Raw genomic sequence first — 19,881 nt, 5'->3', positions numbered from 1 at the left:
GGGCTGGGTGTAAACTTCCATCCCGAACCCGACGGTTCCCGGAGGGCCAGCATCGGCTGGCCCTCCGGAATTTATGAGCATCCGTGCGCAAGGAGGGGTTATGGGAGGCGATCGCATGGAAGCGCCGATCTACAGCCCATCCCATTCTTACGCTTCCCCGGAGGCCATCCGAAAGGGGCTGCAGGCCTGGCAGGCCGCCCTGGCCCAGTTCGACAAGGCCGCCCACATCCTGGAAGCCTCCGGCCACCCCCTCAAGCGGGGGCTGATCGAGTTCCTGCGCCGCCCCAAACGGGAGCTGATCGTCAACTTCCCCGTCCAGATGGACGATGGCTCCATTCGCATGTTCACCGGCTACCGGGTGCACCACAACGCCGTCCGCGGCCCCACCAAGGGCGGCATCCGCTACCACCCGGACGTCACCCTGGAGGAGGTGCGGGCCCTGGCCATGTGGATGACCTGGAAGTGCGCCCTGGTGAACATCCCCTACGGAGGCGCCAAAGGCGGCGTGGCCGTGGACCCCAACTCCCTTTCCCCGCGGGAGCTGGAGCGCCTCACCCGCCGCTACGCCACCGAGATCAGCCTGCTGATGCACCCCGGCGGGGACGTCCCCGCGCCGGACGTGGGGACCAACCCCCAGGTCATGGCCTGGATCATGGACACCTACTCCACGCACACCGGCTTCACCCAGCCCGCCGTGGTCACCGGGAAACCCCTGGAGATCGGGGGGACGGTGGGGCGGGTGGAGGCCACCGGCCGCGGGGTGATGATGGTGGTGGCCGAGGCCCTGAGGGTGAACCGCATCCCCATCGAGCAGGCGACGATCGCCGTCCAGGGCTTCGGGAACGTGGGCTCCCACGCCGCCCTCACCGCCCACCAGATGGGAGCGAAGGTGGTGGCCGTCAGCGACGTCCACGGCGGCGTCTACCACCCGAAGGGGCTGGACATCCCCCGGCTGATGGAGCACGTCCGCCGGAACCGGACCGTGGTGGGGTTCCCCGAAGGGGAACCTATCTCCAACGCGGTGCTGCTCACACTGAAGGTGGATGTGCTCATCCCCGCCGCCCTGGAGAACCAGATCACCGCGGAGAACGCCCCCTCCGTCCAGGCCCGCATCCTGGCCGAGGGCGCCAACGGCCCCACCACCCCGGAGGCCGACGAGATCCTAATCGAGAAGGGGGTTTTCATCATCCCGGACATCCTGTGCAACGCCGGCGGGGTGATCGCTTCCTACTTCGAGTGGGTGCAGGACCTGCAGTCGTTCTTCTGGACGGAGGAGGAGATCAACAGCCGAATGGAGCGGATCCTGAAGCGGGCCTTCTACGAGGTGCTGGCCAAGGAGGAGGAGCTGCGCCCCTACGGCCTCCAGCGCGGCGACTACCGCACGGCGGCCCAGGCCCTGGCCATCTGGCGCGTCGCCCAGGCCACCCTCATCCGGGGGATCTACCCCTGAGGCCAACCCCACCGACACCCGCCCGGAGGACGGAACGGTCCCTAACCCCGCCCTCCGGGCGGGAACCGAAACCGCCCCACCCCTTCCCCCCGCCCGGAACCCCGAAATCGATGGTTGGATCCGTCCGCCTCAAAAGTAAAAATTCCATAACTTAGGTTATATAATCCATAACCGTATCCTTCGAGCGGCATCAAACGGTATTTCAGGCAGAAAACGCCTCAGCAATGGAGAGGAGGTGACCCATGCGAAGCGGATGGTTGAGGCTGACCGTCGTGATCGGCGTGGCGGCCCTGGCCCTGGTGGCCTTCGGCACCGCGATGGCGGCGGCCGGAAGCTCCTCTGGCCTCGCCGCCGTGGTCTCCGGATGGACAGGAGGTCGGGAGATCGCCCCGCCCCGCGCGGACCCCCAGCAGGACCAGTCCGGCACCTCGATTGAGGCCGACAAAACCGCGGAGGGCTTCTGGACCCGGATCATCACCTATGACTGGTCCCTCACCAAGTCGGTGTCTCCAGATTCCCTGACCCTCGCCCGCGGGGAGAGCGGCGAGGTGACGTATACCATCGCGGCAACCCGGCAGAAGGTCGGGGAGCACGAATCCGCCGGCGTGCGCGGCACCATCTGCGTCACCAACACGGGGGAGGTGGCCACCGAAGGCCTGGCGATCACCGACGTCGTGGAATACAAGAATCCTCCTGCGGTGACGGACTTCACCCCCTTCCTCACGGTGACGGTAGACGTCAGCGAAAAGCCGGTGCTCGAGCCCGGCAAGTCCCACTGTTATGCCTACGAGATCCCCTTCACCCCGATCCCGGGCGCCCTGTATCGCAACCACGCCATCGTCACCATCACCAATCACTCCGGGCACCTCGGCGAGCCCTTCGGGCCGGAGCCCAAGGAGGGCTTCTCCCTGCCGAATTCGCCCACGGTGGTCGAGGTGGACGAATCCGCCTCGGTGAGCGATGAGGAGCACTGCCCTGCCGGCTTCACCTGCGCGCCCAGCGAGACCGGGCCGTGGACCTTCCACGACTCCGGCTCCGTCTCCTTCCACAAGACCATCACCAACGAGAGCGTCTGCGACGCCACGGCGGAGCTCCACAACGTCGCCACCCTGACCGAAGGGGACACCCATGAAACCCGCACGGCGGAGGCGGTGGTGCACCTGACGGCCCCACCGTGCCCGGTCGGCTGCGTCCTCACCCAGGGCTTCTGGAAGACCCACCCGAACGCCTGGCCGGAGGGCCACTCCCCGAATGATCCCTTCTTCTCCAGCGGGAAGACCTGGCTGGAGGTCCTCTGGACGGCGCCTCGCGGGGACGCGTATTACATCCTGGCCCATCAATACATCGCGGCGGTGTTGAACGTGGCGAACGGGGCGACGCCGCCTCCGGCCGTGGCGGCAGTGATCAGTGACGCCACGGCCTGGTTCGGGAGCCACAGCCCCGGCGTCCCGGCCTCGTCGCCGGAGGGCCAGACCCTGATCCATTGGGCGGAGGTCCTGGCGGCCTTCAACGAAGGGATGATGGGCGTCCCGCATTGTGAGAACGTGGAGGCCGGGCCGGCGACGCCGCTGAAGAAGGGCCTCGGACGGCCCGAGACCCCGCCCGGGCTGGAGAAGCGGCCGGAGATGCCGCCCGGGCTGGAGAACCGGCCCGAGAGCAAGCCCAACCAGGAGCAGCGGCCTGAGACCCCGCCCGGGCAGGAGAAGCGGCCGGAGACGCCGCCCGGCCAGGAGAAGGGAAAGGGCAAGTGAGCCTCGCGAAACGCCGGCGGGGGCGCTGACCGGGCGCCCCCGCCGGTGAGGTTACCCGAACAGCCACGCGGGCAGCTCGGCCACGGAGCCTAGCACGGCGTCCGGGCGGATCGATCCCTCCAGGTCCGCCGGGCGGAACTTGCCGGTCCGCACCAGGAGGCCCCGCATCCCAACCCCCTGGGCCCCGCCGACGTCGATCTCGATGTCGTCCCCCACCATCGCCGCCCGCTCCGGCGGCACCCCCAGATCCTCCAGGATCATCCGGAAGAAAGCGGGGTCCGGCTTCCCCAGGATGAGGGCCTTCCGCCCGGTGGCCTCCTCCAGGGCCGCGAGGAAAGGCCCCACGTCCAGCCGGAGCCCATCGGCCGCCCGCCAGTAGCGGGTCCGTCCCAGGCCGATGAGGCCGGCGCCCCCCTCCAGGATCAGCCGGAAGGCCCAGTTCAGGCGCTCGAAGGTCCAGTCCTCCCCCAGATCCCCCACCACCACGTAATCCGGCCGCTGGTCGTCCTCCGGGACGCCCGCGAAGTCCTCCCGCGCGCTCTCCGGCACCAGCAGGAAGGCCCGGGCGCCCCGGGCTCGCAGGAAACGGCCTGCCGCCCAGGGCGGGCTGTAGATCTCCTCCGGGGCGGCCGGGAAGCCCATGCGGTTCAGCCGCTCCGCCAGGGCGCGGCGGCTGCGGGTGGTGGTGTTGGTGACGAAACGGACGGCCACCCCGCGCGCCCGGAGGGCCCGCACCGCCTCGGCGGCGCCCGGGATCGGTCCCTCCGCGGTGTAGAGGGTGCCGTCGAGATCGAGGAGGACCGCCGCGATCTCCGGGGCCCGCGGCGCGGCGCTCATCCGTCGGCCTCCTCCGGGGCCAGGGCGGCGTGGGCCTCCAGGACGGCGGCCCGGAACCCGGCGAAGCGTCCTTCGAGGATGGCCTGCCGCATGTCCTCCATGAACCGGAACATCGTGTAGAGGTTGTGCAGGGTGGTGAGATACATCGCCAGGGGCTCCCCGACGTTGAACAGGTGGCGCAGGTAGGCCCGGGAGAAGCGCCCGCAGGTGGGGCAGCCGCACGCCTCATCGATGGGCCGGGGGTCCTCCGCGTAGAGGGCGTTGCGCAGGTTCAGGCGCCCCGTTCGCGTGATCGCCGTCCCGTGGCGGGCCACCCGGGTGGGCATCACGCAATCGAAGAGGTCCACCCCCCGCGCCACCGCCTCCACGAAATCCAGAAGGGTCCCCACGCCCATCAGGTAACGGGGCTTCTCCTCCGGCAGCAGGGCGTCCATGAGCTCCAGGACCCGGTAGGTGAGGGCTTTGGGCTCGCCCACCGAGAGCCCGCCGATGGCGTAGCCCGGGAAATCCAGGCCGATCAGGAAGCGGGCGCTCCGGGCCCGCAAGTCCTCGAAGACCCCGCCCTGCACGATGCCGAAGAGGGCCTGATCCGGGCGGGTGTGGGCCGCCCGGCACCGCTCCGCCCACCGGTGGGTCCGCTCCAGAGCCCGCACGTTGTAATCGTAATCCATGGGAGGCGGGCACTCGTCCAGGCACATGATCAGATCCGCCCCCAGGTTCTCCTGGATGCGGATCGCCTTCTCCGGGGTGAAGCGGTGGAGGGAGCCGTCCAGGTGGGAGCGGAAGGTCACCCCGTCGTCGTCCACCTCCCGCAGCCCCTGGAGGCTGAAGATCTGGAAGCCGCCGCTGTCGGTGAGGATGGGGCCGTTCCAGCCCATGAAGCGGTGCAGGCCCCCCAGGCGGGCGATCCGCTCGTCCCCGGGCCGCAGGTAGAGGTGATAGGTGTTGGCCAGGATGAGCTTCGCCCCCAGGGCCTCCAGGTCCCACGCCGGCACCGTCTTGACCGCCCCCTGGGTGCCCACCGGGGCGAAGCACGGCGTCGGGATCCGGCCGTGAGGGGTGTCCAGGAAACCCGCCCGCGCCCGGCCGTCCCGGGCGAGGAGGGTGAACCGGATGGGCTCCACGCGCATCGCCTCGTCCCCCGAGCTCCGTCAGGTTTCCGGCTGGGTCGATCTCAGGCGCCCGGATCCTCCACCTTCGGCCCCAGGTAGGCCATGGCCTCTTCCTGATCGCCGTCCATCACCAGGTGGAGATACCGGCCGCTGGCCACGGCGGGGATGTCGATGACCTTCACCACCCCCGCATGGGAGGCCTCCTCCGGCAGCAGCGCGGCGAGGATGTTGGGCGCCCGGAGGAAGAAATCGGCCCGGAAGGCCGCCCGCTCGTCGTCCGGGATCAGGGCGAGGGGATAGATCTGCGCCTCGATGAGATCGCGGAAGAAATGCGTGCCGTAGGAGGGCTCGGGCGCCCCCTGAGCGCCCCGCAGCCCGATCTCCACCAGGGCCCGGGCGTTGTAGATGTCCGCGTAGCCCACCTTCACCCCCAGATACGGGTTCACGCTCCCCCAGCGCCCGGGGCCGATGAGGATGAACCGCTCCCCCGCCAGCCGACGGTTCAGCCGCCCGATCACCCGGGCGATCTCCAGACGCGCGCTCAGCTCCGGGATGCGGGTGTAGGCCATCGGGTCCACGTAGACGACGTAGCGGATGTTATACACCGCCCCGTGGGGCACCATCTGATACGAAGTGAACAGGACATCCTCCGCCGGGACGTCCCGGGGGATGCGGGGGCGGGCCGCCTGCTCCCGGTCGGTCTGCGGGCGGCACTGGAGCAGCCGCAGCATCGGCCGGGGCGGCCGGCCCTCCCCCAGAAGGACCGCGAACTCCACGTCCACCGGGCGGCCGTAGTAGCGCTCCAGCTTGCGCAGCACCGCCCGCATCAGCGGCGCGAAGTCCGTCTCCTGGAGCAGGCGATCGAAGGTGAGCACCAGGGCGCGGGGGTCCACGTTGCGGCCGATGAGGGGCTGGAGGTAGTCCCCCTTGTGGACCACGGCCAGGTAAGCCAGGCCGGGGTAATCCCCTGCCAGCACCTCGTGGACCGGCAGGGTGCGGAAGGTGTTCTCCTCCAGGTCGATGACGTCGATGAAGTGCTGGGCGTAGCGGGCGATGGCCTGGGGGTCCTTCTCCGGGCGCAGGCCCGGGTGGCTGAGGGCGACCATGCGGGGGTAATCGTGGGCCACCCGCTCCACCGCCCGGGTGCCCAGGCCCACCACCATCCGCACGAAGCCATCCTCCCGCCGGATGCGCGGGCTCCAGCGGAAGGGGTTGCGGGAGTAGGCGACACCCGCGACGGGCGGGAAGAAGTAGCGCCCGTAGCGCATCCCCTCCACCTTCTGGAGCAGGATGGCCATCCGCTCGTCGTAATCCAGCAGCCCCACGTGCCGCCGGTAGATCAGGGGGTCCGGGTGGAAGACGCTGGCGTAAACCCGTTTGATGGCCGTCAGCAGCGCCTCCAGGTTCTCCTCCAGAGAGCCCTGGTTGGGGCAGAAGTGGCTCTCGTATTTGCCGGCGAAGGAAGCGCCGAAGTTGTCCTCCAGGAGGCTGGAGGACCGCACGATCAGAGGGTGCGGCCCGATCTCCCGGAGCAGGTCCCGCAGCCGCTGGACGAACCAGCCCGGGAAGCGGCCCTCCAGGAAGGCGTGCTGCACCTCGGGGAACTCCGCCCGGATCTCCTCCTCGGTTTTGTATTTCTGGTTGAGGTAGGGGAGCAGCCCGTTGCGCTCCATGAACTCGTAGAAGACGTCCGCGCCGATGAACCAGGAGTCCGGGATGCCCACCCGCTCGGCCAGGGGGAAGGGATCCTCCGGGTCAGGAGTCTGGAGCACCCGCCAGGCCAGCATCATCCCCGCCGCCTTGCCCCCGATCTTCCCCTGCCCGATGCGCCGCTCGTAGATGGCCCGCAGGTCCGCCGACGTGAAGTGCTCCCGGGCGATCCCCACGAAGGCCAGCTGATCGCTGATGATGCTCTTGATGAGCACCACGCGGATTTCCTTCAGATGGGGGAGCACGGCCTTGCGCTGCTCCGGGGGCGCGGCCTCGTAGGCCTCGGCCTGGGCGAAGAGGGCCTCCACCGGGGCCAGCTCCGGGTTGAAGGTCAGCACCGGGCGGTGCCCCGGCGCCCGCTCCTCCAGCACCGAGCGGACGATCTCCACGAACAGGCTGTGGGGGAGGTTGTAGGCGAAATAGAACTCCGTCAGCTGGTCCCGGATCTGGGCCAGCCGCTCCTCCCATTCCTCCGCCGACTCCTGGCCGAAGGGATCGGTGAGCCCCTCCAGGCGCTGGGAGATCAGGGCCTTCTCCCGGACCTCGGCCTCGAAGGCCTCGGGGGTGATGATGCCGCGGGCGAAGAGCTCCTGGCGCATCCGCTCCCGGATCCGGCGGGCCAGGATCGGGTAGCGGAGGATCTCGAGATGCAGGGCCAGGGCCGGCGGCAGATGCCAGGGATACCCGCGCTCCCCATCCATGGCGGCGTCCCCAACCGACGGGTTTTCGAGATCTGAGCATACCGCGGGGGCGACGAACGGTCAAAGATGTAAGATGTAAGCCGAAATTCATTTCGGCCTGCCAGCAGCCTACCGGGGCCTCACCGGTCGCGGCGGGCTGTCCACAAATAGAGACACGAGCACACGAATGCGTCCGACCAAGGGCGAATTCCTTCGGCGTGCTCCGCGCCCCGCGTCGGCCTTTTCACGCCGATTGAAATCGGCCTCCCAGGGCGCTCCGCGCCAGGCGTCGGCCTCCGCCGACGCAAAGAACCCCCTCCCGGTCGGCGCAGGCCGACCGTCGGCCGAAGGCTTCTGTGCCGATTGAAATCGGCCTCTCAAGACGCTCCGCGCCAGGCGTCGGCCTCCGCCGACGCAGGGAACGCTTTTCGGTCGGCACAGGCCGACCGTCGGCCGAAGGCTTTTGGCCGATTGAAATCGGCCCCTCAAGGCGCTCCGCGCCAGGCGTCGGCCTCCGCCGACGCAGGGAACGCTTTTCGGTCGGCACAGGCCGACCGTCGGCCGAAGGCCCCTCGAGGCCGAATTCATTCGGCGCACAGGCCGACCGTTGGCCGAAGGCTTTTGTGCCGATTGAAATCGGCCTCTCAAGGTGCTCCGCGCCAAGCGTCGGCCTCCGCCGACGCAAAGAACCCCCTCCCGGTCGGCGCAGGCCGACCATCGGCCGAAGGCCTCTCGAGGCCGAATTCATTCGGCGCGCAGGCCGACCGTCGGCCGAAGGCTTTTGTGCCGATTGAAATCGGCCCCTCAAGGCGCTCCGCGCCAAGCGTCGGCCTCCGCCGACGCAGGGAACGCTTTTCGGTCGGCACAGGCCGACCGTTGGCCGAAGGCTTTTGTGCCGATTGAAATCGGCCCCTCAAGGCGCTCCGCGCCAGGCGTCGGCCTCCGCCGACGCAGGGAACGCTTTTCGGTCGGCACAGGTCGACCGTCGGCCGAAGGCCCCTCGAGGCCGAATTCATTCGGCGCACAGGCCGACCGTCGGCCGAAGGCCTCCCCAGGTCAAATTCATTCGACCCCCCGGGATCGCAAAAACGAGGGGACTCCGTTTAAAATGAGAACACGCGCGGCGGGACGACCAGGCTCCCGGGATGTCACGCGCCGCAGGGATCTGCATCCAATCCGCATGGGATCAGGAGGGAACGAACCGATGGCGGTGCGGCCTATCGTGATGGCGGACCAGCCCATCCTGCGGCGGAAGGCCGAGCCGGTGACGCGGATCACCCCGGCCCTGCGCCGCCTCATCGCGGACATGGTCGAGACCATGCGGGCGGCGGAGGGGATCGGCCTGGCCGCCCCCCAGGTGGGAGAGCCCCTGCGGGTGATCATCGTCGAGGTCCCCGAGGACGAAGAGGTGCCGGGCAGCGGGGTGCTCTACGCGGTGATCAACCCGGAGATCGTCGAGGCCTCCCCGGAGATCGAGGAAGGGGTGGAGGGCTGCCTCTCCATCCCCGGATGGTATGGCTGGGTCCCCCGCGCCCGGTGGGTCATCGTGCGCGGCCTCAACCCGGAGGGGCGGCGGGTCCGCATCCGGGCCGAGGGGCTGGTAGCCCGGGTCTTCCAGCACGAGATCGACCACCTGGACGGCATCCTGTTCCCGGACCGCATCCAGGATCCCACCCGGATCTGGCGCGCCCAGCCCGTCCCGGAGCCGGTTTCCTGAAACCGAAAGGGGGAGAGAATGGCGCGCGCGGCCGTCGAGGGCCTGCGGTTCGAACGCTACGAGGACTTCCGACGGTGGACGGAGACTCAACCCGGCTACTGGATCCTCGTCCGGGGGGTGCCCATGCCGAGCCCATCGCCGTCCCGAAGGCATCAGGAAGTCTCCCTGCGATTAGAGCTCTTGCTCGTCGAGGCCGTGCGTCGAACCGGGATCGGATGGGTCTACGACGCGCCCCTGGACGTGAAGCTGCGGGAGGACACCGTCTACCAGCCCGACCTCCTGGTCGTCCTGAGGGAACACGCGGACCGCCTGCGGGAGACCCATATCGAGGGGGCGCCGGACCTCATCGTGGAGATCCTGTCCCCTTCGACCGCCCATCTGGACCTGCTGGAGAAGCGCTACGACTACGCCCAGGCCGGGGTGCAGGAGTATTGGGTGGTCGATCCCGACACCCGGCGGGTGGAGGTTTACCGTCTGGAGGGAGATCGATTCGTGCTGGCCGATACCGCCCGGGAGAGGGGTCGGGTGCGCAGCGGCCTGATCCCGGGCCTGGAGGTCGACCTGGAGGACTTGTTCCGAGATCTATGAGAAACGGAGGGTCACGATGGAGAACCTGATCATCCTGGGCGCGGGGCCGGCGGGGCTGACGGCGGCCCTCTACGCGGCGCGGGCGAACCTCTCGCCGCTGGTGATCACCGGCAACAGCGTCGGCGGGCAGATCGCCACCACCGACATCGTCGAGAACTTCCCCGGCTTCCCGGAGCCCATCGGGGGGGCGGAGCTGGCTGAGCGCATGAAGCAGCAGGCCGAGCGCTTCGGGGCCCGCTTCGAGTTCGACGAGGCCGTGGAGGTGGATTTCCGACGGCATCCCTTCCGGATCCGGACTTATGGAGGGGAATACGAGGCGAAGGCGGTGATCGTCGCCACCGGGGCCACCCCGCGCCGCCTGAACGTCCCCGGGGAGCAGGAGTTCTGGGGGCGCGGCGTCTCGGTGTGCGCCACCTGCGACGGCTTCTTCTTCACGGACAAAGACGTGGTGGTGGTGGGCGGGGGCGACAGCGCCTTCCAGGAAGGCCTCTTCCTCACCCGCTACGCCCGTCGGGTGACCATCATCCACCGGCGGGATCAGTTCCGCGCGCAGCCCATCCTGCAGGAGCGCGCGCGTCACAACCCGAAGATCGGGTTCATCACCGACACCATCGTCACCGCCATCCTGGGCGAGGGCCGGGTGCGGGCGGTGCGCCTGCGGAACGTGAAGACGGGGGAGGAGCGGGAGTTCCCCACCGACGGCGTGTTCATCTTCATCGGCTACGAGCCCAACACCGCCCTGTTCCGGGGGCAGCTCGAGCTGGACGAGGCGGGCTACATCCGGGTGAACGAGCGGCTGCACACCAGCGTCCCGGGGGTTTTCGCCGCCGGCGAGGTGCACGACCGCTGGTTCCGACAGGCCATCACCTCGGCCGGCTTCGGGGCCATGGCCGCCATGGAGGCGGAGAAGTTCCTGGCCGAGCTGGAGCACCGGGGGATCCCCACGGCGGCCACCCCCCGCTGAACGCAGCGCGCCCTCGTGGGGGCGGGGCGGATGAGCGGTCCGCCCCGCCCCCGCTTCCCCTCCACCCCTCCGATCTCCCCCCGAGTTCATCCGCAAGCCTCACCTTTAAGAGAGCGTCATGGATTCTCTTATAATCCATCTGGTTAAAGCGTCTTAACCTGGCATATTAGGACCAAAGTCCTATTCTCCTGTGCGGGTTTCGAGCGTATATTTAAGTGAGAATTCTGAATCAGGAGGTGCGCGATGGTCCGGTTGCTTCAAGCGTGGCTGTGGTTGCGGGAGAGGGGCCAGGCGCTGGTGGAGTATGCCCTGATCCTGGTGCTGATCGCCGTCGTGGTCATCGTCATCCTCACCGTCCTGGGCACCCAGGTCAGCCAAGTGTTCAGCACGATCGCCAGCACCCTGCAGGGCTCGTGAGCCCTTGATCCCGGCCTCGGATCGAGAGGAAGGTCCGGCAGGCCCGGCAGCCGCCGCCCGGTTCGAATTCCAGAGACCCCCAACGCATTCGTGGAGGATCCCGGCGCAGAGGCCAACGGGCTCCCAACCCCCCATGACCAAAGTCCTACTCCCCTCCGGGCGCAAACGGCTTACACTATGGGTCAGAAACCTTAAACCCAAGGAGGTGCACAATGGTCCGGTTGCTTCAAGCGTGGCTGTGGCTGCGGGAGAAGGGGCAGGGGCTGGTGGAGTATGCCCTGATCCTGGTGCTGATCGCCGTCGTGGTCATCGTCATCCTCACCGTCCTGGGCACCCAGGTCAGCACCGTGTTCTCCCGGATCGCCAGCGCCCTGGGCGGTTCGTAAAGCGCCCTTTCTCCCCTCGAGGGCCGGGATCCTGTTCCGCCATGAGAACAGGATCCCGGCCTTTTTCTGAAGTCCTCCACGTCCACGCTCGCAGGTAGAATCAAAAAGGCACCCCACGAGTCATCAAAGCTTCCTGAGAGTAAGGACTTCCGCCGCGCGGGGAGCGGATGGGCATGCCGGGAGAGCCTTCGGCCCGAAACGCCCGGGCCTTCCTGACCCGATCCCAGAACCCGGACGGGGGATGGGGCTACCGGCCCGGATCCCCTTCGGCGACGGAGCCCACCGGGGCGGCCCTCGTGGCCCTGGGCCCGGACCCCGAGGCCGCGCCGGCCGTAGAACGGGCCCGGCGATGGCTGGAAGCGGCGCAACGCCCGGATGGGGGCTGGGGCCTGAGTCGCGAGGACCCCGAAAGCCACTGGATGACCGCATGGGGGATCCTCGGGCTGGCCCGTCTGAACCCCCACGCCCCCGAGGTCGCCCGGGGCGTCCGCTGGCTGATCGAGCTCCCCGTCATCCGAATCGAGGCCGCGGAGCTGACCGCCGAGGTAAGCCGGACGCTGCGGATCGATCCCAGGCTGCGGGGCTGGCCATGGCGGCCCGGGGAGGCCTCCTGGGTGGAACCCACCGCCCTAGCCCTGCTCGCCCTTGATGCCGCCTCCGTTGTGGAGACGCATCGGGATCGGATCGCGGAGGCGGTGGGCTATCTCGTGGACCGGCGGTGCGTCGGCGGCGGCTGGAACTTCGGCAACCCCTTCATGCTGGGAGCGAACCTGCCCCCCCGCCCCCATCCCACCGCCTGGGCGCTCCTCGCCCTCCGGATCCTCTCCCCCCAGGCGATCCGCCCGGAAGACGTCACGGCGTTGCGCGCGGAGATGTATCGGGACGGCGGGGCCATGGCCCTGGCCCTGGGGCAGCTCGCCCTGACGGCCATAGGGATCGAGGAGCCGGAGGCCCGGGAGCGGCTGCAAAGGCAACAAGCGCCGGATGGAAGCTGGGAAAGCAGCCCTTACGTCACCGCCCTGTCGGCGCTGGCCCTGAACGGAGGCTGGCCATGGGCGCCCCGCGGCTGACCCGACGGGCCTTCCTGCGCCTGCTGCTCCTGGCCGGCATCGGGGGCGGGCTGGCCTTCGCCGAGCGCCGGACCCAGCCGGCGGGCCTGCGGCAGTTCCTGACCTGGCTGCTGCGGGGCTGGCGGCGGCGGGTGGAGCCGCCGGCGACGGTGGCCCTGGGCGCTTCCCTCTCCTACGACGAGGCCCTGCTCCGGGACGCCCTGATGGCGCTGTGGGATCAGGCCGGCATGCCCGATGTGGCCGGGAAGCGGGTGCTGGTGAAGCCGAACCTGATCGAGTGGATCGAAGGACGTCCCCTGGTCACCGCCCCCGAGGTGGTGGGAGCGATCCTCGATGTGCTGCGGGCCCGGGGGGCGGCGGAGATCGTCGTCGGGGAGGGCCCCGGGTTCCGACGGGACGCCGGGCCGGTGGTCGAGCACAGCGGCCTGGCCGCCGTCCTGGCCCGCCGGGGGATCCCCTTCATCGACCTCAACTACGATGATCCCCGGCCGGTCCCCGCGCGGGACGGCTGGTTCCCCGGGCAGCCGCGCCTGTGGCTCCCCCGTCACGTCGTCGAGGCCGATCTCATCGTCTCCGCCGCCAAGCTCAAGACCCATCACTGGGCCGGCGTCACCCTGAGCCTCAAGAACCTGTTCGGGGTGGTCCCCGGGATCCGTTACGGATGGCCCAAGAACATGCTGCACGTCAACGGCCTCACGCCCAGCATCCTGGGCCTGCGCCAGAGCATGCCCCCCGTCGTCAGCGTCATCGACGGCATCGTGGGGATGGAGGGGGATGGGCCGCTGTTCGGGACGCCGGTGCCCCACGGGGTGCTGCTCGTGGGGGCTGATCCCCTGGCCGTCGACGTCATCGGCGCCCGGCTGATGGGCTTCGAGCCGGAGGAGATCGAACATCTGCATTGGGGGATCTGGGCGGGGGTCGGCCAGGGGGTTCACATCGAGGTGCGAGGGGCCTCCCTCGAGGCCCTGGGCCGTCGGTATCAGCGTCCCCCGAAATAGAGAGGGGACCTTCCTCACGGATCAGATACGGATGATCGCGCTCGGGTTGCTGGTGCTGATCTTAACCCGCATCGAGGCGGCCTGGCTTTCGCCCCTGCGACCGCTGACGGCGCTGGAGCGGGAGGCGCCCCTCTGGCCCCCGACGGTCCCCCTCCTCACCTGGCTGGAACGGGTGCTCATCGCGCCCTGGGCGCGCTGGGACGCCCTCTGGTATGCCCGCATTGTGGCCCACGGCTATCAGGCGGGGGACGGCACCACGCAGTTCTATCCGCTCTACCCGCTGCTGGCCATGCCGCTGGCCCGCCTGGGGGTCCCGCCCCTTACGGCGTTGACCGTGGTGGGCCTCGCCGCCGGGCTGGGGGCTGTCCTCCGATTCGAACGCCTGGCCCGAGAGGAGATGGATCCGATCCGGGCGCGCCGGGCCGCCGCCGCGTTCATGCTCTTCCCAACCGCTTTCATTCTCTTCGCGCCCTACGCCGAGGGGGTCTTCCTGATGGCGGCCATCGGGTGCTTCCACGCCCTCCGGCGCCAGCGCGGCACGCTGGCCGGCGGCCTGGCCGGGCTGGCCGCCCTGGCCCGGCCCCAGGGGCTCTTTCTCTTGCTCCCGCTGGCCTGGGCCCTGGGACGGGAACGCAGGGGGCCCCGGTGGGTCCCCGCCCTGGCGGCCGCGCTCCTCCCGCCCCTGGGCTGGCACGCCTATCGGATCGTGGCCGTCGAAGGCCTCCCGCCCCTCGGAGGGGGCTTCAACGCCTTTCTTTACGCCCTCCTGTTCTCCCCCCATGCACATCAGGTCGTCCACGTGCAGGCCTTCCGCTGGCCCTGGGAGGCCCTCGCCCTGGCCCTGCGTCGCTTCGGGGAGGCCCCGGATGTCGACCTGGGGATCAACCTGATCCTGGCCGCCGGGTTCCTGACGCTGACAGCGCTGGCCTGGAAGGGGATGGATGGGGGGGAGCGGCTCTACACGCTGGCTGTCGTCGTGAGCGCCCTGAGTTATCATACGGGGCCGGTGCACCCGTATATGGGGTTGCCCCGCCACATGGGGGTTGCCTTCCCGGTCTTCCTGGGCCTGGCGCGGGCACGCCCGCGCCTGCTCCACGTGGTCCCGATGGTGGAGGCGCCCGGGTTGTTCTTCCTCGTCATCCCATACGTCCTGGAGGCATGGGTTCCATAACATGAAGCGCCTGCCCGTCCGACCGCGCCCCCCACGCATCCATGCGCTGATCCTGGCCGTTCACCTGGGCCTGGCCCTGAGCTACGCCGGGCTGGTGGGGATGGCCTTCGCCCGGGGGGAGACCTGGCGAGCGGACTTCACCGACTACTATACGGGCGCTCTCCTGATCCGGGAGGGGCACGGCGCGGCGCTGTATGACCTGGACCTGCAGGGCCGGCGGCAGCGCGCCCTCCTGAGCGGCCGGCATCTCTACGACGGCCTGTTGCCCTATCATCACCCGCCGTATGGGGCCTTGCTGCTGAGTCCCCTCGCCGCGTTGCCGCTCCCCGTCGCCTTCGGAGTCTGGACGGCGCTGAACGCCCTGATCTGGGCAGGGTTCCTGTGGGACCTGGGCCGATGGGCCCGCCCGTGGGGCGGAACCGCCCGGGCCCTGACCGTGAGCGCCGTGGCCGCCCTCCCGGGCGTGCTCTTCTCGTTCCTGCTGGGAGCCTCCACGGTGTGGACAGTGGTCGCGTTGTGGGGGTTTTACCGGGCCCTCCGGACGGGACGGGAGGGAGCAGCCGGTTTCTATCTGGCGCTGGCCAGTGTGCGACCTCAGGCTGTTTTGTTCCCCGCGTTACTGTTGTTCACAATACGGAAATGGCGGGCCCTAAGCACCTTCCTCGGGGCCGTGGCACTGCTGGTCGGGATCTCCGCATGGGCCCTGGGCCCGGCGATCTGGGCGGATTACCTCATTGTGCTCGGGAAAGCGGCGACCGCCTTCGGGCGTCAGGGGATCGACCCGGAGGCCATGGTCAACCTGAAAGGCACCCTGACGCGCCTGCTGGGGCCGGGCCACGGCGTGTGGATCAACGCCCTCTCCGCCCTCGGCCTGGCCCTTGGGATGGTTGCGATCGTCGCCCTCGGGCGGGGATCGCGACCGGCCGGGGAAGCGGACTTCGACCGCCAGTTCAGCGGCGCCATGGCCCTGGGCCTTTTCCTCAGCCCCCATGCGAACCCACAGGATGGGTTGCTGCTGGCCCTCCCGGGGATCGCGGGCTACGCGTATCTTCGAGGCGCCCGCCCGGCCTCCGGCCTCCTTCGGGCCTTCGAGGGGATCGCCCTGGGGTTTCCCCTCCTCTGGCTGATCGAGCGGTTCGCCCTGGGTACGAACTGGAGCGTCATCCTGGGCAACCTGGCGTTGATAGGAGGATGCTTCGTGTTGAGAGAGAGCCCGTGCCGGCAAACAGGGGGATTGCGATGAACCGGGGTGAGGAAGTGCCTCGTCGTTCATCCCCCTCAGCCCGGGCGCTCTCCCTGGCCTTGTTCGCCCTCGCCCTCCTGGAGGCCCTTTACTTCATCGGGGGCCTCCGGATCGTCGGTCTGTTCCCGATCCTCGGGGGAGACTTCCGGGCCATTTACGCCGCTGCCCAGGTGGCCCGGGCGCATGGGTTCTCAGCCATTTATGATCCGGAGCGCGCCCTTCCCTTTCAGGAGGCCATCTGTCGCAGAGCCGGCTCCCAGGCCCCATGCGTGTTCATCCCGATGGTGTTCCTGCCCGCCTTCCTCCTTCCGGTCATCCCTCTCACCCTCCTCCCCCCCGAGGTCGCCTTCGCCCTCTGGTCCATCAGCAGCCTGCTCCTCCTCTTCCTGGCCCTGCGCCCCATCCTCCGATCCTTCCCGCCGACGGAGCGAGGGCCGCTGCTGGCCCTGATGTTGCTCGCCTATCCGAGTTTCATGAACGTGCTGTGGGGGCAGGTGAACGCCTGGCTTTCGCTGGGACTCGCCCGCTTCCAGATCCATCAGGAAGCCCGGGCGGATTTCCGCAGCGGCCTCTGGCTGGGGTGGCTCCTGCTGAAGCCGCAGACGCTGGTGCTGCTGCTGCCCGGCCTCGCCCTCGCCGGCCGGTGGAAGACGCTGATAGGATTCGGCGCCTCCGCCGGCCTGATCCTCCTGCTCTCCCTCGCCCTCAGCGGGCCTTCGGGCCTTCGGGAATGGTGGGGATGGATCAGCGGGTTCGCCGCGCCCCATCCTGCCCTGGCCGCCGCTGTGGTGGGCGCGGAGACGATGATGAACTGGCGGGCCCTCGGCGTGTGGCTACGCGGCGCCCTGCCGGACACGCTGCTCTGGACCGGGATCGGCCTCGCGATGGCGCTGACCGCCTTGCCGGTCCTGATCGCCTGGCGGCGGGCCGGGGAGGTCGGGGAGGACCGGAGCGCCCGGCTTCTGGCCGGCACCCTCGCCGCCACGTTCACCGCCTCCTGGCACGCCCACGCCCATACCGCCATGGGCCTGATGCCCTCCCTGTTGCGCGCCGTCCGAGAAGGATCCCTGCCCCGTTCGTTCTTGCTGGCCTGGGGCCTTCTCCCGGCCGCCCTGCCCTTCCTGGTGATCCTCCTGGAGGCCCTGCGGGTTCCGCTTCCGGAGGGCGGCGTGGTCAGCTTCCTGGCCGGACGGCTGTTTTTCATCCTCCACCTGATCGTGCTCGGATGGACGATCGTGCCTTTCCTGCGGATCCGGAGGCGTCCATGAGCGCATGGGAGCGCTGGATCTTCCGACTCCTGCTCAGCGTCCTGATCGGCTGGGAAGCGATCCTGGCCGGCTACAAGCTCAGCCTGTTCCCATATCAAGCGGTGGATTTCTTCCAGCATGACTTCCTGGCCCGCTTCCTTCAGCAAGGAGGACGGTTCACGGATCCCTCCTGGCCAATGCAGATCGGATCGGCCTTGGGCCTCCGGTTGCCGCCGGGCCTGGAACGCACCGCCCCCCTGCTGCTCTATCAGCCCATCGTCCTGCCTCTCTTCCGGGCGCTGGCTCTCTTTCCTATGTCTATCGCGTATGCGATGTGGCTGGCCCTGAGCCTGCTGCTGATCGGGTGGACGGGCTGGCGGATCGCGCGGGCGCTGGGGACGTCTCCTCTGCCGGTTTGGTTCGCCCTCGGGCTGTGGCCGGCGATATGGCACGTGCTGCTGCTGGGCAACGTGGACCTCCTGGCCTGGGCGCTGATGAACCTGAGCCTCGTCGCCCTGCTGGAGGGTCGGCCGCGCTGGGGAGGGTTCTGGCTCGGCTGGGCCGTGGCCCTGAAAGGCTTCCTCATCTTCGCCGCGGTGCCCTGGCTGAGACGAGAGGGCCGACCGGTGGCGGAGGGCCTGGCTGCGGGGCTTCTCCTCAGCGGGCTCTGGGGAACCCTGTGGGTGGGCCTGGAGGGCTGGATCTTCCTGCTCCGGCATCTTCCTGACTACGAAAGGGCCATGGAAATGTTCATGCCTGCCAATAACTCTCTACTGGCCGGGCTGTGGGCCCTGGCAGGGCCACCGGTGCTGGATGAGAAGGGGATCTGGTTCTACGGGCTTCTGTATCCGCAGCTTATTCTGCCCCCGCGTCTGATCTATCTCCCGGTCGCACTGCTCCTCCTGCTCTTTGCTGGGGTATGGGTCCGACGGCAGCGGACGCTGCCGCTGCTGATTGAGTGCGGCTTCTGGCTCAGCCTGGGGCTGCTTCTCTGGCCGGTCTCATGGATCAACTATCACATCTATCTGTTCATGCCCCTGCTGGCCCTCGCCCTCCAGAGCGACCGGCTTCGCCCGCTGACCCGCTGGATGTTCGGGATCGGGATCTTCCCGCTCACCATCGCCCTCAGTTATGGCGCTCTCACGGCGAGCAGCGCTCCTTACATGAGCGTCGCCCTGCTTCTGAGCTTCACACGGCTGTTCCTCATCGGGCTGTTCCTCCGGGCCGCTTCGGAGCTCCGAGCGAACAACGGATCAGGAGCAAGCACATGAAGGCCGTTATGAGAGTTCGCCGCTGGATACGCGTCTGGCCTCTCCTTGTGGGAGGCGGGCTGGCGGCGTGGGGGCTTCAGCGGCCGCTGCCGCCCGCTCCCTCCACCCATACCGGACTGGCGGCCCTGGCGGACACGGGGTTCGCCCTTCTGCTTTGGGGATATCTGACCCTGGAGGGCACTGCGCTGGGAGCGCATGGGCTCCGGCGGCTCCGGCTGTCGGATCTGCCCGAGGGAGAGCGGCTGCTCTGGAGCATACCGACCGGGCTGATCCTGCTGGGGTATCCCGTATATGTCCTGGGGTTGCTGGGCCTGCTCCGCCCGCCGATCATCGCCGGGTTGATCCTGGGGCTGGCCTTGTATCTGCGCCAGGACATGGAGGCGGCCGCCCGGGAGATCATCGGAGCGCTCCGCATCGCGCTCGCCGGTTTGGGGAAAGCTCCCTCGACGGCGCGATGGGGGGGCTGGCTGATGATCACCCTGCTGGGGTTCAGTTTCCTGCTCGCACTGGCCCCGCCTACTCATTATGATGCTCTATGGTATCATCTGGAAGCGCCGCGACAGTTTCTGATGGCCGGGCGCGTTTACCCGGATCCGCATAACTGGCCGGCCAACTACGCTTTCGCGCCCAGCATGCTGTATGCGATCCCTATGGCTCTGGGAGACGACACCGTCCCCCAGCTTCTGCACTGGACCTTTGGCGTCGCTTTCCTGGGCCTCGCCTGCTGCCTGGCCCGAACGTATGCCGGAGCGCTGGCATGGACCGCCCCCGCCTTTCTGCTGACCATGCCGGCCCTGACCTTCCGGTTGATGCCATCCGCTCTGGCGGATATCCCCGCTGCATGCCTGGAGCTGATGGCCTTCGGCGCCCTGCTCCGATCCTCCGAGCGGCGGGATCCGGGATGGCTCCACGCCGCCGGGATCTGGACGGGGCTGGCCATAGGAGCCAAGTTCTCCTCTCTGCCGGTCCTGGTGGCGGGGAACGGGTTCTGGCTCTGGCGGGGCTTCCCTGCCGATCTCCCAGGTCGGATGAAGAGGCTGATGCGCTATCTGATCCTGACCCTGCTCCTGGCAGCTCCCTGGTATCTCAAAAACGCCGTCTGGTTTGGAACTCCTCTGTTCCCAGCAGGTCTTAAATCGAACGATCCGGAGATCAATTTTTGGAATTATTTATATAATGAATACATAAATTCAAGGGGGCAGTATGGGGTTTATAGATTAAAATTTCTGATTTGGTCTTTTTTTTGATCCAGAAAAAATCGATTATGTG

At 68.6% G+C, this 19,881-nt stretch carries 17 protein-coding genes; 14 read left to right on the top strand and 3 right to left on the bottom strand.

Annotation, left to right across the window (positions count from 1 at the left end):
• The first annotated feature begins 115 nt into the window (after positions 1–115).
• The gene (locus KNN16_RS02575) at positions 116–1,450 is read left to right on the top strand and encodes a Glu/Leu/Phe/Val dehydrogenase (RefSeq protein WP_303898572.1); all 1,335 of its coding nucleotides are present in this window, start codon (positions 116–118) and stop codon (positions 1,448–1,450) included.
• Between the two features lie 242 nt (positions 1,451–1,692).
• Positions 1,693–3,201: a hypothetical protein gene (locus KNN16_RS02570; protein ID WP_303898570.1), complete on the top strand. Its 1,509-nt coding sequence runs from the start codon at positions 1,693–1,695 to the stop codon at positions 3,199–3,201.
• Between the two features lie 51 nt (positions 3,202–3,252).
• Here KNN16_RS02570 and KNN16_RS02565 read toward each other — a convergent pair whose 3' ends face one another.
• From KNN16_RS02565 to KNN16_RS02555, 3 genes are read right to left on the bottom strand one after another with little or no spacing between them, the layout of a single operon-like run.
• Positions 3,253–4,038, bottom strand: a complete 786-nt coding sequence (locus KNN16_RS02565; RefSeq protein ID WP_303898569.1) for a TIGR01458 family HAD-type hydrolase — start codon at positions 4,036–4,038, stop codon at positions 3,253–3,255.
• Positions 4,035–5,168, bottom strand: coding sequence for a tRNA guanosine(34) transglycosylase Tgt (gene tgt, locus KNN16_RS02560; protein WP_299288110.1), 1,134 nt, complete (start codon positions 5,166–5,168; stop codon positions 4,035–4,037). Before tgt ends, KNN16_RS02565 begins: the two co-directional genes overlap by 4 nt.
• Positions 5,169–5,212: 44 nt before the next feature.
• The gene (locus KNN16_RS02555; protein ID WP_303898567.1) at positions 5,213–7,561 is read right to left on the bottom strand and encodes a PEP/pyruvate-binding domain-containing protein; all 2,349 of its coding nucleotides are present in this window, start codon (positions 7,559–7,561) and stop codon (positions 5,213–5,215) included.
• Positions 7,562–8,744: 1,183 nt separating this feature from the next.
• Between KNN16_RS02555 and def the strand changes: the two genes are divergently transcribed.
• From def to KNN16_RS02495, 12 genes are all read left to right on the top strand, one after another.
• Positions 8,745–9,257 carry a peptide deformylase gene (gene def, locus KNN16_RS02550; protein ID WP_303898566.1) on the top strand — a complete coding sequence of 171 codons (513 nt, stop codon included), beginning with the start codon at positions 8,745–8,747 and terminating at the stop codon, positions 9,255–9,257.
• 18 nt (positions 9,258–9,275) lie between these two features.
• Positions 9,276–9,845, top strand: a complete 570-nt coding sequence (locus KNN16_RS02545) for a Uma2 family endonuclease (protein WP_303898564.1) — start codon at positions 9,276–9,278, stop codon at positions 9,843–9,845.
• 16 nt (positions 9,846–9,861) lie between these two features.
• Entirely contained in the window at positions 9,862–10,809 is a 948-nt protein-coding gene (trxB, locus tag KNN16_RS02540; RefSeq protein WP_303898563.1) for a thioredoxin-disulfide reductase, read from the top strand.
• 243 nt (positions 10,810–11,052) lie between these two features.
• Entirely contained in the window at positions 11,053–11,226 is a 174-nt protein-coding gene (locus KNN16_RS02535; RefSeq protein WP_303898561.1) for a Flp family type IVb pilin, read from the top strand.
• Positions 11,227–11,438: 212 nt separating this feature from the next.
• Entirely contained in the window at positions 11,439–11,612 is a 174-nt protein-coding gene (locus KNN16_RS02530) for a Flp family type IVb pilin (RefSeq protein WP_303898560.1), read from the top strand.
• A gap of 167 nt (positions 11,613–11,779) precedes the next feature.
• Positions 11,780–12,682, top strand: coding sequence for a prenyltransferase/squalene oxidase repeat-containing protein (locus KNN16_RS02525; RefSeq protein ID WP_303898558.1), 903 nt, complete (start codon positions 11,780–11,782; stop codon positions 12,680–12,682).
• The gene (locus KNN16_RS02520) at positions 12,664–13,680 is read left to right on the top strand and encodes a DUF362 domain-containing protein (protein ID WP_303898556.1); all 1,017 of its coding nucleotides are present in this window, start codon (positions 12,664–12,666) and stop codon (positions 13,678–13,680) included. The genes KNN16_RS02525 and KNN16_RS02520 overlap by 19 nt, the downstream gene beginning before the upstream one ends.
• 31 nt (positions 13,681–13,711) lie before the next feature.
• A complete protein-coding gene (locus KNN16_RS02515; RefSeq protein WP_303898554.1) occupies positions 13,712–14,851 on the top strand; it encodes a hypothetical protein in 1,140 nt (379 codons plus the stop codon).
• A 1-nt stretch (position 14,852) separates the two neighbouring features.
• Positions 14,853–16,094: a glycosyltransferase family 87 protein gene (locus tag KNN16_RS02510; protein WP_303898552.1), complete on the top strand. Its 1,242-nt coding sequence runs from the start codon at positions 14,853–14,855 to the stop codon at positions 16,092–16,094.
• A complete protein-coding gene (locus KNN16_RS02505; RefSeq protein ID WP_303898551.1) occupies positions 16,091–17,362 on the top strand; it encodes a glycosyltransferase 87 family protein in 1,272 nt (423 codons plus the stop codon). Before KNN16_RS02510 ends, KNN16_RS02505 begins: the two co-directional genes overlap by 4 nt.
• Positions 17,359–18,612 carry a glycosyltransferase family 87 protein gene (locus tag KNN16_RS02500; RefSeq protein ID WP_303898550.1) on the top strand — a complete coding sequence of 418 codons (1,254 nt, stop codon included), beginning with the start codon at positions 17,359–17,361 and terminating at the stop codon, positions 18,610–18,612. The genes KNN16_RS02505 and KNN16_RS02500 overlap by 4 nt, the downstream gene beginning before the upstream one ends.
• Entirely contained in the window at positions 18,609–19,859 is a 1,251-nt protein-coding gene (locus KNN16_RS02495; RefSeq protein ID WP_303898548.1) for a hypothetical protein, read from the top strand. Before KNN16_RS02500 ends, KNN16_RS02495 begins: the two co-directional genes overlap by 4 nt.
• Positions 19,860–19,881: the final 22 nt, after the last annotated feature.

Source organism: Thermoflexus hugenholtzii, from assembly GCF_018771565.1.
Lineage (GTDB): Bacteria > Chloroflexota > Anaerolineae > Thermoflexales > Thermoflexaceae > Thermoflexus > Thermoflexus hugenholtzii_A.
This window is presented reverse-complemented; position numbering and strand designations above follow the sequence as displayed.

Coding starts and splice junctions, on each gene's coding strand:
- KNN16_RS02575 (WP_303898572.1), top strand. CDS start 116: ATGGAAGCGCCGATCTACAGCCCATCCCATTCTTACGCTTCCCCGGAG.
- KNN16_RS02570 (WP_303898570.1), top strand. CDS start 1,693: ATGCGAAGCGGATGGTTGAGGCTGACCGTCGTGATCGGCGTGGCGGCC.
- KNN16_RS02565 (WP_303898569.1), bottom strand. CDS start 4,038: ATGAGCGCCGCGCCGCGGGCCCCGGAGATCGCGGCGGTCCTCCTCGAT.
- tgt (WP_299288110.1), bottom strand. CDS start 5,168: ATGCGCGTGGAGCCCATCCGGTTCACCCTCCTCGCCCGGGACGGCCGG.
- KNN16_RS02555 (WP_303898567.1), bottom strand. CDS start 7,561: ATGGATGGGGAGCGCGGGTATCCCTGGCATCTGCCGCCGGCCCTGGCC.
- def (WP_303898566.1), top strand. CDS start 8,745: ATGGCGGTGCGGCCTATCGTGATGGCGGACCAGCCCATCCTGCGGCGG.
- KNN16_RS02545 (WP_303898564.1), top strand. CDS start 9,276: ATGGCGCGCGCGGCCGTCGAGGGCCTGCGGTTCGAACGCTACGAGGAC.
- trxB (WP_303898563.1), top strand. CDS start 9,862: ATGGAGAACCTGATCATCCTGGGCGCGGGGCCGGCGGGGCTGACGGCG.
- KNN16_RS02535 (WP_303898561.1), top strand. CDS start 11,053: ATGGTCCGGTTGCTTCAAGCGTGGCTGTGGTTGCGGGAGAGGGGCCAG.
- KNN16_RS02530 (WP_303898560.1), top strand. CDS start 11,439: ATGGTCCGGTTGCTTCAAGCGTGGCTGTGGCTGCGGGAGAAGGGGCAG.
- KNN16_RS02525 (WP_303898558.1), top strand. CDS start 11,780: ATGGGCATGCCGGGAGAGCCTTCGGCCCGAAACGCCCGGGCCTTCCTG.
- KNN16_RS02520 (WP_303898556.1), top strand. CDS start 12,664: ATGGGCGCCCCGCGGCTGACCCGACGGGCCTTCCTGCGCCTGCTGCTC.
- KNN16_RS02515 (WP_303898554.1), top strand. CDS start 13,712: ATGATCGCGCTCGGGTTGCTGGTGCTGATCTTAACCCGCATCGAGGCG.
- KNN16_RS02510 (WP_303898552.1), top strand. CDS start 14,853: ATGAAGCGCCTGCCCGTCCGACCGCGCCCCCCACGCATCCATGCGCTG.
- KNN16_RS02505 (WP_303898551.1), top strand. CDS start 16,091: ATGAACCGGGGTGAGGAAGTGCCTCGTCGTTCATCCCCCTCAGCCCGG.
- KNN16_RS02500 (WP_303898550.1), top strand. CDS start 17,359: ATGAGCGCATGGGAGCGCTGGATCTTCCGACTCCTGCTCAGCGTCCTG.
- KNN16_RS02495 (WP_303898548.1), top strand. CDS start 18,609: ATGAAGGCCGTTATGAGAGTTCGCCGCTGGATACGCGTCTGGCCTCTC.